This window comes from Bacillus sp. BC08, assembly GCF_054326875.1.
In genome coordinates, this window is sequence record NZ_JBTGPA010000031.1 from 800,094 (window position 1) to 817,273 (window position 17,180).

General features: G+C 35.1%; 13 protein-coding genes and 1 pseudogene. 2 read left to right on the forward strand and 12 right to left on the reverse strand.

What is annotated here, in order from left to right; genetic code table 11:
- Positions 1-92 precede the first annotated feature (92 nt).
- From ACXVYO_RS14690 to ACXVYO_RS14705, 4 genes are all read right to left on the reverse strand, one after another.
- Positions 93-3,182 (reverse strand): AAA family ATPase, encoded by a 3,090-nt coding sequence (locus tag ACXVYO_RS14690; RefSeq protein ID WP_458467595.1) that lies wholly within the window; start codon positions 3,180-3,182, stop codon positions 93-95.
- Positions 3,179-4,336, reverse strand: coding sequence for an exonuclease SbcCD subunit D (locus ACXVYO_RS14695; protein WP_458467596.1), 1,158 nt, complete (start codon positions 4,334-4,336; stop codon positions 3,179-3,181). Before ACXVYO_RS14695 ends, ACXVYO_RS14690 begins: the two co-directional genes overlap by 4 nt.
- 15 nt (positions 4,337-4,351) lie before the next feature.
- Positions 4,352-4,591: a DUF2584 family protein gene (locus ACXVYO_RS14700; RefSeq protein WP_000667347.1), complete on the reverse strand. Its 240-nt coding sequence runs from the start codon at positions 4,589-4,591 to the stop codon at positions 4,352-4,354.
- Positions 4,592-4,775: 184 nt separating this feature from the next.
- Positions 4,776-5,033, reverse strand: coding sequence for a hypothetical protein (locus ACXVYO_RS14705; protein ID WP_458467597.1), 258 nt, complete (start codon positions 5,031-5,033; stop codon positions 4,776-4,778).
- Between the two features lie 316 nt (positions 5,034-5,349).
- Here ACXVYO_RS14705 and ACXVYO_RS14710 point away from each other — a divergent pair, with 316 nt between their 5' ends.
- Together ACXVYO_RS14710 and ACXVYO_RS14715 are read left to right on the forward strand one after the other, a co-directional pair.
- Entirely contained in the window at positions 5,350-6,405 is a 1,056-nt protein-coding gene (locus tag ACXVYO_RS14710; protein WP_458467598.1) for an enoyl-CoA hydratase/isomerase family protein, read from the forward strand.
- Between the two features lie 193 nt (positions 6,406-6,598).
- Positions 6,599-7,231, forward strand: a complete 633-nt coding sequence (locus ACXVYO_RS14715; protein ID WP_097845140.1) for a LysE family translocator — start codon at positions 6,599-6,601, stop codon at positions 7,229-7,231.
- A 70-nt stretch (positions 7,232-7,301) separates the two neighbouring features.
- On the opposite strand, the gene ACXVYO_RS14720 is transcribed toward ACXVYO_RS14715, so the two are convergent.
- The 8 genes and pseudogenes from ACXVYO_RS14720 to ACXVYO_RS14755 form a co-directional block, all read right to left on the reverse strand.
- A complete protein-coding gene (locus ACXVYO_RS14720; protein ID WP_000633353.1) occupies positions 7,302-8,762 on the reverse strand; it encodes a CoA-acylating methylmalonate-semialdehyde dehydrogenase in 1,461 nt (486 codons plus the stop codon).
- A gap of 36 nt (positions 8,763-8,798) precedes the next feature.
- Positions 8,799-9,689, reverse strand: coding sequence for an NAD(P)-dependent oxidoreductase (locus ACXVYO_RS14725; RefSeq protein ID WP_458467599.1), 891 nt, complete (start codon positions 9,687-9,689; stop codon positions 8,799-8,801).
- Positions 9,690-9,705: 16 nt separating this feature from the next.
- Entirely contained in the window at positions 9,706-11,415 is a 1,710-nt protein-coding gene (locus ACXVYO_RS14730; protein ID WP_458467600.1) for an acyl-CoA dehydrogenase family protein, read from the reverse strand.
- A 154-nt stretch (positions 11,416-11,569) separates the two neighbouring features.
- Positions 11,570-12,478: a methylisocitrate lyase gene (prpB, locus tag ACXVYO_RS14735; RefSeq protein WP_458467601.1), complete on the reverse strand. Its 909-nt coding sequence runs from the start codon at positions 12,476-12,478 to the stop codon at positions 11,570-11,572.
- An 18-nt stretch (positions 12,479-12,496) separates the two neighbouring features.
- Entirely contained in the window at positions 12,497-13,933 is a 1,437-nt protein-coding gene (prpD, locus tag ACXVYO_RS14740; RefSeq protein WP_458467602.1) for a 2-methylcitrate dehydratase, read from the reverse strand.
- Positions 13,934-14,031: 98 nt separating this feature from the next.
- On the reverse strand, positions 14,032-15,153 hold the full coding sequence (mmgD, locus tag ACXVYO_RS14745; RefSeq protein ID WP_048528943.1) for a citrate synthase: 1,122 nt from the start codon (positions 15,151-15,153) through the stop codon (positions 14,032-14,034).
- A gap of 396 nt (positions 15,154-15,549) precedes the next feature.
- A pseudogene (locus ACXVYO_RS14750) lies at positions 15,550-15,795 on the reverse strand (HesB/YadR/YfhF family protein).
- A 15-nt stretch (positions 15,796-15,810) separates the two neighbouring features.
- Positions 15,811-16,956, reverse strand: coding sequence for an MFS transporter (locus ACXVYO_RS14755; protein WP_458467603.1), 1,146 nt, complete (start codon positions 16,954-16,956; stop codon positions 15,811-15,813).
- Positions 16,957-17,180 lie beyond the last annotated feature (224 nt).

Genomic DNA, 17,180 nt, shown 5'->3' on the forward strand with positions numbered 1-17,180 from the left:
TGCCACCTCTATAAAGAGATGGCATTTGTTTTATCATAAGTTCTATAGTAGAAACTCGCAAAGAATGCTTTAAATATGAATTATAATTGAACTTACTTCACCACAAACCTCGTCTGACTACAACCATCCTTCTGCTTCGTTACTTCTAATACAGCTGGCATTGCGTTTTTCAGCTCTTGAACGTGTGAAATAACACCGATAAATCGGCCTGATTTTTGTAAGTCAATTAAGGCGTCTACCGCTTTTGTTAATGATTCCTCGTCTAATGAACCAAAGCCTTCGTCGATAAACATCGTTTCGATGGAAATACCGCCTTCATATGCTTGAATGACGTCTGCCATCCCGAGCGCTAAGCAAAGCGATGCATTAAATTTCTCGCCGCCAGATAATGTTTTTACATCGCGTGTTTGGCCAGTATATGCGTCGTATACATCTAATCCTAATCCACTTTGACGATTTCTCTTTTCAACTCGTTCACTTCGTTTTAAATAAAATTGTCCATTTGATAATTTACGTAATCGTTCGTTTGCAATTTGAACAATTTGTTCTAAATACTCAATTAAGATGTAGCGTTCAAATGATATACGGCTTTCGTTATCACCTTTCATTACTTCATATAAATCAACAAGTTCTTGGAAAGCTTTTTCTTCCTCATGAATTTGCTCATCAATACGTCTAATATTTTCATGTAAACCAGAAATATATGTTACTGCATTTTGCGCACGTTGACGCTTTTCTTTAATGATATCAAGATTTATTTCTAAATCTTTTATATGTTCACCTAACGCTGTAATATCCATATACTCTTTATCTTTTAATTCCGCACGTAACTCTTCAATTTGTTTTGCAAGTACTTCAAGAGATGAATAATAGCTTTGAATTTCTTTTTGTAACATCTCCATCTCAGCATCATTTAATTTAGCTTCTTTATACGTAGATTGATCTGTAAATCCGCTCTGTTCAAGCTCTTTCATAAAGCGCACGAAAGTCTCTTCTTTCTTCAATTTTGTACTTTCAAATTGATTAGAAGCACTTTCCTGTTCTGCTTGAATTCGTATATTTTCATTTTGCCAATGTTGATACGCTTCCTGCACTTTCTTCCATTCTTCCTCCATTAATTTGAGTTCATGCATAGCTTGGTCAAACTGTACTTTCCAAGATTGGACTGTTTGTAAGTTTTCAGGAATATTTTTCTTATCATGTTCATATGACGTACGAAGCTGCATACACTCCATTTCTATACGGTGCTGCTCTGTTTCTACCTCACGCTGTTGCTTCTGAAGTGCATCCACTTTTTCTTCTACGCTTTTTATATTCACAGCAATTTGCTTACGCGTTTCTTCGCTTGCTTTTAACGTATTCACTTCAGTTACTAATTGTTTTCCCTTTTGAACAAGCGCACTATATGTTTCAGCTAATTCTTCAGAGCGATAACCTCGCTTCTTAACCTCCTCTATTACTTGCTCATATTGAAGATGATAGAAATTCCATTTCTCCTCTAATTGAACATGTAATTTTTCAGCAACATTCTTCTTATCTCTTAAATCATTTAACTCTTTTTCATCGATTGCATCACTTTGCTCTGTAGCTTTTTTCGGATGGTCCGCACTCCCACATACTGGACAAGATTCGCCATCATGTAGATGAAGAGCTAATATTCCAGCTTGTTCACTTAACCAGCGACGTTCCATATTTTCATATGCGTTCACTGCCATTTGCATCTTATTATATGCCGCTTCTTTTTCTTGCTCGAATTTTTGTTTTTCTTGCCAAACATCATATGCTTGCTTTAAAACTTTTGCATCTTCTCGCATATTCGTTAGTTCTTCTACTTTATCTACATATTGCTCAAGTGCTTGTTCTAATTGCTGTAATTCACCAGACATTTGCTGTTTTTGACTTGTATGCTCGTCTAATTGTCGCTCTAAGTTGTGCATACCTTCTTTTAATTTCCCTACTTGAATTTCTGCATTTTGTAAATTCAACTGTTTCTCAGCTAATGATGCAATAATCGGTTGTAATTCTTCTAACCTTTGAACAAGTTTTTTTGCATTTTCTCTCTCAGGCTCTTTATTTTTTACTGCTTCATATTTCTCCTGAGCTAGTTCAAAGCTATTCGTTATATTATCTTTTTTGGCGATTATCTGTTTTAACAAACTTTCAGCCTTCTGCTCATTTTGTATTGCTTCTTCGTACCATTGTTCAAATGGTAATAAGCGCTTCGCTTCTTCCGCACGTTTAAAAGATGTTTCTTTCATTTCAATAACTGTACGGTTTTCTTGTAAAATATTATATTTCTCATTCTTTTGTTGTAAATCTATAAATTTCTCATTTACAGATTTCGCTGCATGAAAACGTATTTCAGCATCCTTTAATTGCTTCGTTTGAACTTCTTGTTCTACTTGTAATTGCTCAACTTCTGCCTTATACACATCTGTTTCTTGTTCTAATACTTCTACTACTTGATGCGTATTTACATGTTCTTGTTCTACTAATATCTCTAATAATGATCCATCTCGGATTGGTAATTTAAAAACATTACGGAAGTATAACTCTCGCTCTTTCTGTTTTTCTTGTAAGACGTCTTTCCATTGTTTTCGTTTTTGATCAAGTAATTCACGCATTAACTTATAACGATCCGTTTTAAAAATACGACGCAAAATTTCTTCTTTGTTTTCTGTCTCAGATGTTAATAGTTTTCGGAATTCCCCTTGCGGTAACATAACAATTTGGCTAAATTGATGTTTACTTAAACCAATTAAATCTTCCACTTTTTTATTTACATCCGTTACATGAAAACGATCAACGGCTGGAACCTTCTCTTCACCAATCACTTCATATAATTCTACTGCATGTCCCGTAATCGTCTTGTTCCCTTGTTTTTTATGTCCAAGTTGTCGTTTTATTTCATAACGTTTCCCTTTTAGTTGAAAGGTTAGTTCTACACTAGTATACATATTATCATCAGCAAATTGACTGCGCAGCATGCTCGTATCACTACGTTCTTCTCCGCTTGCCTCACCATATAACACATAACAAATTGCATCAAAAATCGTTGTCTTTCCAGCCCCTGTATTACCAGAAATGGCGAAAATACGATGATCTCCAAGATTATTAAAATCGATTACTTCTTTCTGTTTATATGGCCCAAATGCTGTCATAATAAGCTGAATCGGTCTCATCCTCGTTCACCTTCCCGTTCTTGCACTGTTTGTAGTACCTCTACAAATAGACGTTCTTTCTCTTCTGATAAATCTAAGCCTTTCATTTCTTTATAAAAAGCCTTTAATAGCGATAGATCATCCGTTTTATGTCTTGAAACTGTTACTTCATTTGACTCTGTGAACTCTCGTCTTTGAATAGATCTTTCAACATGCATTGCATTTGGATATACAGAGCGTATTTTTTCCATTGGCTGCAAGACAGGATTTTCATCTAATAATTTTACAAACACGTAATCTTCACTTATTGGATGTTGTAATAATTCATCTATTTTTGCTTCTACTGTTCGCATTTTACGGCGTGGTGTAAGTAACCTTTTTTCAATTGTTACTTCACCTTGCTCGGCTAGTTCTACAATATAATATCCTTTTTTATGTTTTTCTTCAGAAATAGAATATGCAAGTGGCGAACCTGAATATCGAATTGTCTCATTACGTACGAAATGCGCTTGATGTAAATGTCCAAGCGCTGTGTAATGAAACTTATCAAAATAATGACTATTTACGTATTCAGCACCACCAATTGAAAGTGGTCGTTCTGCATCACTTGTATTCTCCTCAGCTTCTCCCGCAGAAGTTACAAATGCATGACCTACAAATATATGTCTAGCTTCTTTATCCATCGTTTCAGAAAGCTCATTCATAAAAATACGCATCGCATCATCATGAGAACGTACGTCTTCATTTTTCAATACATGTCTAACTATGCTTGGATCAGCATATGGAACGAGATGGAAGTGAACCTCACCATGTTCATCATTTAATATAATTGGATTATATGGAAATTGAAATTGCCCCACAATAAATAAACCTTGTTTCTTCATTAAACTACTACCAAAATGAATACGATCAGGACTATCATGGTTACCTGCAACCGCAATAACTGGTGTTTGTAAATCAATCACTATTTTTTGTAACACATCATTTAATAAGTCTACTGCTTCTGTTGGTGGAATTGCTCGGTCGTATAAATCGCCTGCAATAATTACAGCATCTGGTTTTTCTTCTTCAACAGCTTGTACAAACTGATCTAATACAATCTTTTGATCTTCAGTCATATACACGCCATGAACAAGTTTTCCTAAATGCCAATCCGCTGTATGAAATAACTTCATATTGTTCTGCTCCTTTTAATTTACTGATTTTAGTGATACGAGTTGATAGTTTATAGTAGTTTTTCCGTTCTCCCACTCTAACTTTTGTATCATTGCACTACCAATTCTTTCTTCATTTGATTTATATAAAGGTAATATTTCTTGAACTGTAAATAAGTGATAACCATCCAATTTTAATTGAAATATGTTTTCTTCTATATGTAACCTTACTTCTTTTTCATTTGAAATAATTTTTGTGTGCATCTCAAATTTCATGATAGATACAACCCCTTTTTCTAATCTCTACACTATTAATAGTATATTGGCTATGCAAGATTGACAAGTAAATACACGGTAAAGTACATACTTTTCTATCGCTATATGTTTTTTATTTTTCACATATAATACGGTATGTGAAATTTTATTCGTTACAAAAATAAAAATGTCTCATGTGACATCTTTATTTTTGTATAAAGTCTTTCATTACATAATATAAAACTGTAATTAAAACGATCGCTACAAAAAATGAAAATACTGCGACAATGTACCCATCTTTATTTAATAGAAGGCAAAAAGAAATAGATATGATAAAAATCGGAAATACAAGTCGTACTTTATCCTTCACTTCCTCTGTCGTATCTGTATGATGAAAAAACTGAGTTATCCCTATCATTAAAGAAGACAAAATAATCACCGACAACAGTAAAGGTCCTGGCATTCCGATTTCTCCTTTCTCTATTTCTAATGAAAAGCAATTTTTCTTTTATCATAATCATTTCAAATACCCTTTTTAAGATGATTATGTACAATTTACACCTATATAATAGCGTGTTTATCATGATAACTTCAAATAATTACAATTACAGTAATGTTGTAATATTCATTTTCAACCTCCGAAATCCTGCAAATATAACTCGTCAAAATATGCATTGGGCAAATTAACATGTATCGCCAACTTTAGACAAAGTTTATAAAGGACATTTCAGTACGTATCAAGAATTAAGAATAAGAAGATATGTAAGGGAGGATGAATTATGACTGAACACGTTTTATTTTCTGTTAGTGAAAGCGGAGTTGCATCAATTACTTTAAACCGCCCAAAAGCACTTAATTCTTTATCTTATGACATGTTACAACCAATTGGGCATAAACTGAAAGAATGGGAAAATGACGAGCGAATTGCGCTTATCGTATTAAAAGGAGCTGGCACAAAAGGTTTTTGTGCAGGCGGCGACATTAAAACTCTTTATGAAGCACATTCAAATGAAGCTGCATTACAGCATGCGGAACGTTTTTTTGAAGAAGAGTATGAAATTGATACATATATTTATCAATATAAAAAACCAATCATCGCTTGTTTAGATGGAATTGTAATGGGCGGTGGTGTCGGTCTTACAAATGGTGCGAAATATCGAATTGTAACTGAGCGTACGAAATGGGCAATGCCCGAAATGAATATCGGCTTCTTCCCAGACGTCGGTGCTGCTTATTTCTTAAATAAAGCTCCAGGGTTTGCCGGCCGCTATGTTGCTTTAACGGCATCTATTTTAAAAGCTTCAGACGTATTATTTATAAACGCTGCTGATTACTTTATGACATCTGATTCATTACCAAATTTCCTTACTGAACTTGAAAGTGTAAATTGGCATAAAGAAGATGATGTACATACTAATTTAAAAGAAGTCATTCGTACATTTGCAACTGCTCCAAGCTTAGAAAGCGAACTTGCTTCTTCATTAGAAGAAATGAATTCACACTTTGCATTCGATACAATTGAAGAAATCATCCAATCATTGGAGAAAGATCAAGGTTCCTTTGCTTTAAAAACGAAAGAAACGCTATTATCAAAATCCCCTATTTCGTTAAAAGTAACATTAAAACAGTTTATTGACGGACAAGATAAGTCCGTTGAAGAATGTTTTGCTACCGACCTTGTACTTGCTAAAAATTTCATGAGACATGCAGATTTCTTCGAAGGAGTACGCTCTGTTGTCGTTGATAAAGATCAAAATCCGAATTATAAATATAAGCAGTTAAGTGATGTTTCAGAAGAAGATGTAAATCGATTCTTTAACTTACTTAATGCATAAAGTGAAACTTTAATAAGTGGGGGGCATCCCCGTTCATACAGGATAAATCTGAGGCTATATAGTCGTGTAATTACGCGACTATATAGCTTCTTTCTCATTTAATAATTTTTAATAAAATTTAATTTTATTAAATCGAAATATGTGCTACACTATTTTTAATCAAATATTCTAAAAATAAAAAGGAGGAGCGACTATGATTGAAAATTTTTTTCTTTTCATCATTATGTCTATTTGTCTAATTATTTTACCTGGTCCAGATACAGCAATGGCCACGAAAAACACATTAGTTGCCGGTAAGATGGGTGGAGTAAAAACAGTGTTCGGCACATGTATTGCACTTTTGATTCATACGTTAGCAGCAGTAATCGGACTATCCGCACTTATTGTAAAGTCAGCTCTTTTATTCTCTATTTTCAAGTACGTTGGAGCTCTATATTTAATTTATATTGGTATTAAAGCCCTTTTAGCAGTAAGAAATAAAGAAAGTGTTGATACAGCAGATATACCTTTAAATCATGAAGACGAACACTCTTCTTGCTTTCGCCAAGGGTTTCTTACAAATTTATTAAACCCGAAAGTAGCAGTCTTCTTTTTAACCTTTTTACCGCAATTTTTAAATCCAAATCATAATACGTTTATCCAACTTCTCGTAATGGGCCTTACTTACCTCGTTTTAACAGTTATTTGGTTCGCTTTTTATATATTTTTAATCGATAAAATTAGTGCTTTTATGAAAAAACCGAAGACGCAACGTTATATTCAAGGGTTAACAGGAATCGTCTTAATTGGTTTTGGTATTAAACTAGCTTTTGAAAAAAATAATTAACAAAACGAAAACCACCACTATTCTTAGTGGTGGTTTTCATTTAATAACCGATTTGGCTATCTACTCTTTATTAAAACCAGCGCTCAGTTACAACTTTTTTACGTGTATAGAATTGTACACCATCTGTACCATTTGTACCTAAATCACCAAAGAAGGAAGCTTTATTTCCTGCAAATGCGAAGAATGCCATTGGTGCTGGAACGTTTACGTTTACACCGATCATACCAGCATCGATATTATCACGGAACGTTTGTGCATGCTTACCGTTTGACGTATAAATAACTGCACCATTTGCAAATTTAGATTGATTTGTTAGTTTAATACCTTCTTCTAAATCTTTAACTCTTACAATGCTTAATACTGGAGCGAAAATTTCATCTTGCCAAATTTTCATTTCTTGATTTACACCGTCAAAGATTGTCGCACCTACAAAGTAACCTTCTCCAACTTCTTCCTTAATTTTGCGGCCATCTACTAATAAAGTAGCCCCATCTGCTACACCGCTATTAATATAGCCTAGTACACGCTCTTTATGAGATTCACGAATTAATGGTCCAACATAATTTTCTTCGTGGAAACCATCACCTACTTTTAACTTCTTCGTCTCTGCTACTAGTACGTCGATGAATTCATCAGCAATTTCATCTACTACCGCTACTACTGAACATGCCATGCAGCGCTCTCCACTACTTGCGAATGCAGACCCAATCACACCTTGTACGGTTTTCTCAAGATTGCAATCTGGCATTACAATCGCATGGTTTTTCGCACCAGCTAACGCTTGTACACGTTTCCCGTGTTTCGTACCTGTTTCATAAACGTAACGAGCTACCGGCTCAGATCCAACGAACGAAACAGCTTGAATATCTTTATTTTCTAAAATGCTATTTACAACATCTTTTCCGCCTTGTACTAAATTTAATACTCCTTTTGGAAAACCAGCTTCATAGAATAACTCTACAAGTCGCTCCGCTAAAAGTGGCGTTCTTTCAGATGTTTTTAATACGAATGTATTACCACAAGCAATTGCAAGTGGGAACATCCATAATGGAATCATCATTGGGAAGTTAAACGGTGTAATACCCGCAACAACTCCAATTGGATAGCGCCAAATCGATCCATCAATGCCGCTTGCAATATTCGGTAGAGCTTGTCCCATCATTAAATTTGGTGCTGATGTTGCAAGTTCTACCGCTTCAATACCACGCTGCACTTCACCAGTTGCATCTGTTAATGTTTTACCATTTTCAAGCGTTATGATTTTTGCAAGCTCTTCTTTATTTTCTTGTAAAAGCTGTAAATATTTATACAATTGTCTTGAACGGTTCGGAACTGGTACTTTAGACCATGTTTCGTAAGCTGCTTTTGCCGCTTCAACAGCTTTTTCAACATCTTCTTTCGGAGATAGTGGAACGTAAGCGATAATTTTTCCAGTCGCCGGATTTGGAACTGCTTCTACTTCTGTACCAGTAGATTCTACCCACTCACCATTAATATGATTTTTTACTCGTTTAATTTCAGTTGTAATCATTATATTCTCTCCTTTTTTATGATGTATTTACGTCTATTATTTTTGATTAGAAATTAATTGTTCACTCACTTTCTTATATAAAGCTGCCATATCGTTTTCACCATACCCAGCTTCACTTGCTTCTTCATATACATTTAATAGCATTTCGCTTACTGGTAAGTGAAGTTCGCTTTCTTTCGCTAAATCTACTGCAAATCCTAAATCTTTCTTTAATAAATTCACAGTAAAGCCTGGCTCGTAGTTTTCTGATGCAATGAAGCTTTTATAATTGCGCTCATAAATTCTACTTTGACCGTAACTTACATTTAAAATATCAAACATTTTATCTAAATCCATATTATTCTTTTTCGCTAATGTTAAAGCTTCACTTACGCCAGCTGTATAAAAACCAATTAATAGGTTATTAATTAATTTAACTGTTGTACCACTATCAATCTGCTCACTAACATGGAAAACATTCGCTCCTAGTACGCTCATGATAGATTCCGTTTTCTCATATACTTCTTTCGATCCACCAACCATAAACGTTAATGTACGGTTTTCGGCTCCAATTACTCCACCACTAACAGGTGCTGCTAAAAAGTCTACTTTCTTTTCCTTCGCAGATTCCTCTAACTGTTTGTTTAACTGTGGAGATACAGTACTTGTATCAATTAAAACTACATTCGAGTGACTATTTTCAAATAATCCTTCTTCGCCAAAATATACCGCTTCAACAGCACGAGGTGAAGGTAAACTTGTAAAAATCACATCACATGTTTCTGCTAGTTTTGAAATCGATAATCCAATAATTCCTCCTTCTTTTTCAAAGGAAGCTTCAGCCTCTTTATTTAAATCCACGCCATACACTGTGTAATTTGATTTGACTAAATTTTTAGACATCGGAAGACCCATGTTACCTAAACCGATAAAACCAATCTTTTTCATATCGCTTTCCTCCTATTTACACAATATACTTTCCGCGATTTATAATAGCTTTCGCAATTTCTCTCTTTTTTGTAAATACGTTCGTGTATAAAGGCACTAATAATTGACGAATTTCAGTTAAAATCACATGTCTATCTTGTTCTTCTGTGACAGCCGCTGAAAGTATAGAGATCGCCGCTTCTTCTACTTTGCGATAGCCTTCTTCACAAATAACGTCAGTTATCATTTGTTTCGTACGCTCTTTCTCTTCACCATTTTTTCTAATGGCTTTACTCGTACGTAAAAATGCTGATTCCATGACGTACACGTCCGTTAACATATTTGATAATACACGTGAATATTCTTGCTCTTGATCAATTTTTAATCCTGGAGTTTTAGAGAGCGTTTTCAAAGATTGTTTCAACAATTTTTTCGCTAATAAAATGTAACGATGGTTTCTTTCGACATTTGCTACATCAATCTCTACTTCTGTATCTTCAATTTGTTCCATTTGCTTCATTAACATTTTGGCAACTGTTAATCTATTAATTTCGTTCGTTCCTTCAAAAATACGACTAATTCTAGCATCACGATATAATCGTTCTACCTCGTACTCTTGCATATAACCGTAACCACCATGAATTTGTACAGCTTCATCTACGATATGACCTAGTGTTTCAGAAGCATTTACTTTATTAAGTGCACATTCAATTGCAAATTGAGACATTTTCTTCATAAGATCTTCATCACTCTCATGAATTGCTGCGTCAATTACACCCGCTGTACGATAAGCTGCACTTTCTGCACCATATGTAGCAATGATCATATTTGCAATTTTCTCTTGAATCATCGTAAAATCTACTAATTCCTTTTGGAACTGTTTTCGCTCTTTTCCATATTGAACCGACAAACCAATTGCTTGTTTTGCTGTTCCAATATTTCCAAAAGCAAGCTTAAGTCTAGCGAAGTTAAGAATATTAAGAGCTACGTGATGCCCTTTCCCAACTTCCCCTAAAACATTTTCTGCAGGGATGACAACATCTTCTAAAATAAGAGTAGCGGTTGATGAGCCTTTAATCCCCATTTTCTTTTCTTCTAGTCCAATAGATACACCTTCACATGTTCTTTCGACAATAAACGCTGTCATTCCTTTATTTGTCTTCGCAAAAACAACGTATACATCTGCCATATGAGCATTTGTAATCCACTGCTTCTCACCATTCAACTTCCAAGCAGTACCATCTTCATTTAATACTGCACTCGTTTTTGCACTTAAAGCATCAGAGCCAGCATTCGGTTCAGTTAGAGCATAAGCCCCAATCCATTCTCCAGACGCAATTTTCGGCAAATATTTTTCTTTTTGTTCTTTCGTTCCGTAATATATGTAAGGCAATGTACCTACACCTGCGTGTATATTAAATGAAACGCTAAATGCACCAGCGTATCCCATTTTTTCTGCTACAAGCCCTGAAACTGCCTTTCCTAACTCAAATCCACCGTACTGTTCTGGGACCTCGATACTTAATAATCCAAGTTCTCCAGCTTTCTCAAATAATTGACGAGAAACTTCATAGTTATGTTGTTCAATATTCTCCATTTGTGGAACAATTTCTTGTTTAACGAATTGTTCTGTCGTTTTTGCGATTAAATCTTCATCTCCTGAAAAATCTTCTGGCGTAAAGAAACTATGATTCACATCTTTATTAAGTGAAAAAAATTCATCCCACGGTAACTTCGTTTTCTCCATCTGAATCCCCCTATCATTTCGGCCTTATTTTCTACTTCATATGCTCGTCTACGATGAGTGGAATATCTTATTTTTGAAAACAGAAGGCGATGAATATTCACATCAAGCAGTTCTTTTTGCCAAAGATGTATTCTCATCGCCTTAGTTGTTTTATCTATTGATCCTCTGATAATACTGTTTTTGCAATTCCAGTATCTAATTCTTCAAAGTCATGATATGAAATTGTTTCATATAACTCACTTCTCGTTTGCATACTTGAAAGTGCATCTTTTTGAGAACCTGTTTCCTTAATTAAAGTAAACACATTCTCATATGCTTTCGCTGCAACACGAAGTGAAGTTACAGGATATATAACTATTTGGAAGCCCATATTCGCAAATTCCTCTGCACTATAATATGGCGTTTTTCCGAATTCAGTCATATTCGCAAGTAAAGGTGCATTTACTTTACTATTAAATAGACGGAACTCTTCTTCTGATTGAAGTGCTTCAGGGAATATCGCATCTGCACCTGCTTTAACATAGGCGTTCGCTCTTTCGATCGCTTCATCTAAACCTTCTACACCGCGAGCATCTGTACGTGCCACAATATACAAGCTTGGTGCAACTTCTTTAATTGTTTTAATCTTTTGAACTAATTCTTCTGTCGTAACGAGTTTCTTACCATTTAAATGTCCACATTTTTTTGGTAATTGTTGATCTTCAATTTGAACAGCTGCAACTTTCGCTTCTACCATTTCTACCGCTGTTCTCGCTACGTTAAGAACACCGCCAAATCCTGTATCAATATCAACAAGAACTGGTAAGTCTGTAGCTCTTACTAGATCTCTTGCTCTCTCTGCTACTTCAGTAGACGTAACGATTCCTAAATCAGGTAGTCCTTTACTTGCAGTATAAGCAGCTCCTGATAAATAAAGAGCTGAAAATCCTGTATTTCTCGCAACTAAAGCTGCCATTGCATCATGAGCACCTGGAATTTGCAAAATTTCATTTGCTTCTACTAAAGCTCGGAAGCGATTCGCAAGCTCCTCTTGTGTTGACTGTTTATTCACAACCCAAGCCATTCTAAATTCCCCCTATTATTAATTTAAGAATAGATCTACAAATTCGTTTACATTCATATTTTCTAGTTTCTCTTCATTTAAACAAGCTTCATGAATTTGTTCTTGTTGCTTACTAGAATAATGACCTGCCATATTTGCAGTGAATTTTTGAACAACTTTTGGAATTGCTTCGTCTCTACGGAAACGGTGACCAAGTGGATATTCACATTCCACGTTTTCTGTTACAGTGCCATCTTTGAAATGGACTTGAACAGCGTTGGCGATTGAGCGCTTGTTCGGGTCAAGGTAATCTAAACTGTACTGTTTGTTTTCAACAACAACCATCTTATTACGTAATTCATCTACACGTGGATCATTTGCTACTGCATCCTCATAATCGTCCGCAACGATATCTCCTTTTAATAAACCAATTGCCGTAATGTATTGTAAGCAATGATCACGATCAGCTGGGTTATTTAATGGACCTTCTTTATCAATAATACGGATTGCTGATTCATGAGTTGTAATTGTAATATGATCAATTTCTTCTAATCTTTCTTTAATTTCTGGATGTAATTTCACAGCACACTCTGCAGCAGTTTGTGCATGGAACTCTGCTGGATATGAAACTTTAAATAATACATTTTCCATTACATATGACTCTAATGGTCTCGCTAACTTTAATTCTTGTTTATTAAATAATACATCTTGGAATCCCCAGCCTGGTGCAGATAAAGCTGTTGGATAACCCATTTCACCTTTTAGAGCAGTCATTGCAAGATGAACACCACGGCTTGTTGCATCACCTGCTGCCCATGATTTACGTGAGCCAGTATTTGGTGCATGACGATATGTACGAAGACTAGAATTATCAATCCATGCATGTGACAATGCATTAAAGATTTCTTCACGTGTTCCGCCAAGCATTTTTGCAACTACAGCAGTTGTTGCTACTTTTACATATAATACGTGGTCAAGACCAACACGGTTTAAGCTGTTTTCTAAAGCAAGTACACCTTGAATTTCATGTGCTTTAATCATCATTTCTAGTACTTCACGTACTTTTAATGGTTCTTTTCCTTCTGAGATACGAACACGGCTAATATAATCTGCAACTGCTAAAATTCCGCCTAAATTATCAGATGGATGTCCCCACTCTGCTGCAAGCCAAGTATCGTTATAGTCTAACCAACGGATCATACATCCGATATTAAATGCACCTTTCACTGGATCAAGTACATATGACGTACCTGGTACACGTGTACCATTTGGCACGATTGTTCCTGGAACAACTGGTCCTAGTAATTTCGTACATTCTGGATATTGTAATGCTAAAATTCCGCATCCAAGCGTATCAAGCAAGACGTAACGAGCAGTACTGAATGCTTCTGCACTAGTTACCTCTTTATTTAATACATAATCCGCAATTTCTTCTAATAATGCATCTTTTTGTTTAATTTCATTTGTTTTAATCATGCTATTCTTCCCTTTCTGTCGAAAATTCGTTATTATTAATGATGGGTGTCGGTCAAACACCCATCTGGCGGGCGGCGCAAACAACTCCCCAGTTGTTCTTATTTACTAAGTACATGTCGCTCGCCAATGTAATTTACACGTGGACGGAACAATCGATTGTTCGTATGTTGCTCAATTACGTGCGCACATAGGCCCACTGTTCTAGAGCTAAAGAAGATTGGTGTGTAAAGTTGAATTGGGATACCAAGCATCCAATATACTGGAGCTGCATAATAATCAAGGTTTGGATAAATTCCTTTTTCCTTCTCCATAATCTTTTCTCCAGCTTCACACATTTCATATAGTGTATAATCACCTTTTACATCACATAACTGCTTTAAAGCTTCCTTCATCATCAGTGCTCTTGGATCCATCTTCTTCATGTACACACGATGTCCAAAGCCCATAATTTTTTCTTTGTTATATAGTTTCTTCTGTAGCAACTCTTCAAACTTCTCAACATTACCAGCTTCTAAAAGCATGTACATAACGGCTTCGTTTGCACCGCCGTGTAAGCTACCTTTTAAAGATGCAACTGCACCTGTTAAAGCACCATATAAGTCGGATTGCGTTGATGCAATAACGCGCGCTGTAAATGTAGAGTTTGGCATTTCATGTTCACTATATAAAACAAGGGAACGATCAAAGATCTTCTCCTCAAGTTCAGTTGGTTTTTTACCTGTTAACATATAGAAGAAATTCGCGCTATATGATAATTCTTTAAGAGGTTCGATTGGGTCTTCATTATTTAAAATATGATAGCTATTCGCTACAATGTTTGGTACTTTACTCAATAATTTGTACCCGCGGCTTTTGTTTACCTCTAACGAGCGGTTTTCGATATCATTATCGTAACCAGCTAATGCGGAAACACCTGTACGCAATCCATCCATCGGGTGCGTTTCTTTCGGTAATGCCTTTAATACGTTGAATACACCTTCTGGTACCGCGTATTCTTCTTTTAATTTCTTTTCAAGTGTTGCTTTTTCATCCTCATTTGGTAGATGTTCTTCCAATAAAAGGTGCACAATGTCTAAATACTCTTTTGTTTTTGAGAGTTCGATTAAATCATACCCTTGAATTACAATTTCACCTTTCACTGTGTCAAGAAACGAGATCTTCGTCTCCGCTGCCACTATACCATCTAATCCCGGGGAAAATTTTTCTTCAGCTTTCATCATTATTTCCTCCAATCCTAATAGATCTTCGTGCACATAACTGTAAGCCTTTACAATACTGTGAAACTACATTTCTATTTCAATGTATCAGAGTTTTTAGAAGATTTCAATTTATTTTATAATGATATGTTTCCTATACTTTTACCGATGTAACAATACAGTTTTTCAAAAATAATTTTCATATTTTATAAAGAAAGGACAGACTTCTTTGCGTGTCTTATTAAAACAAAATATAAGGATGACTCAGAAAATCCCATAGAATATATCATTTATCCGATTTTCTTAAGAAAATAAAAAAAACGAGTTGTATACATATACAACTCGTTTCTACATGATATTTATTTCACTATCTCATCAATATAATTCTTATATAAAACTTATTTATTTTTGAAAAAGTTATTATTTTACATAATTAAATTGAATTTCTTCCGTTTCCTCATAGTAACATTCAACTAAATGATAGTTTTTAAAGTACTAAAGATTAGAAACATCCCCTAAAATAGAATGTCTTCTTTCTCAACTGATACGAGTTCCCCATCTGTGATTTCTCAGAAACTATCCCTAAAGAATAGTCAGGCTGAATTGAACTATAAATATGTTATCCTTTAGCCATTGCAAATCGTTACGTTCAATTGAAATTTTCATCTTTGTTTCTCCTGTTTACGCAAATTCTTTTTTACCTAATCGCTGTTTTACAAAAACGACAAAAATAATTAAAGCAAGTAATCCTGAAATTGCACTACCTGCAAATAAAATACGGTAACCAAACATTTGCGAAACAAATCCAAGTAAAATCGCACCAAGTCCAATCCCTAGATCAAATGCGGTAAAGAACGAAGCGTTAGCAACTCCTCTTTTACTCGGATCAACAATTGTAATCATCGCTGCTTGCAATGCCGGCTGCGCTGAACCGAATCCAACACCGTATAATGCAGCGGCAATAATTACACCCATTAAACTATTTGAAAGTGTTAATACAACTATTGCGATAATAGTAATGCATAGTGCCGGGAGTATGATAAATACTTCACCATACTTATCTAATAGTTTTCCTGAAATTGGTCGTACAATTGTTAAAGCAACTGCATATACAAGAAAGAATGTCCCAGGATTCACATCAATTGATGATGCAAATAGCGGTAAAAATGTCGTAATCCCTCCATATGCAAATGATAAAAAGAAAACAACAATCGTAATTGTTAAAACCGATTTTTCAAACAACTGCATTTTCCCTTTTTCTTTTTGAGGTGTGAATGGCATTTTCGTCATGAACGATAATAGGACTGCCATAAAGGATAAAAGAGTTGCTAACAAGAATAGACCGTGAAATGAATAATGTTGTACAACCGATAATCCAATCATTGGACCGATTGCCATTGCAATTGTCATAGCCATCCCGTACCACCCCATCCCTTCACCACGGCGGGAATCTGGAATAATATCAGTTATCGCTGTTCCAACAGCTGTTGTAGAAACAGCCCATGTTACTCCATGAATAACCCGCAAAACAGCTAAAAGGACAATAGTCGACGCTAAATTATACGAATACATCGTTATCCCAAAAAAGATGAGTCCGAAAATAATAAAAGATCTTCTACCATATTGATCTAACATTCCTCCGATAATCGGTCGTATTACAACTGCTGCTATTGTAAACATTCCCATCATGAGTCCAACTTGTGATTCATTGCCACCTATCTCTTTAATAAAGAGCGGGAGCGTTGGAACTAGTAAATAAAATCCTGTAAATAAAAATAACATTGCGAAAGTCATTTGAATAAATGATTTCGTCCATAATCGTTCCATTAAAATTCCTCCATAAACACGTATGTTCTTTCAATTACCACCTCCATTTTACATTTTCTTAATCCCTTTTCCCTCCGTAAATAGACGTATCTTTTATAATAAATGGTCCACTACCAATTTAAATTGGTCTTACAACTTTATACGCATACCTTAGCCTAAAGTCCTATCTATATGTACCTTTATATGTGTGAAAAGAATATACTACTTTATTATCACAACTTAGG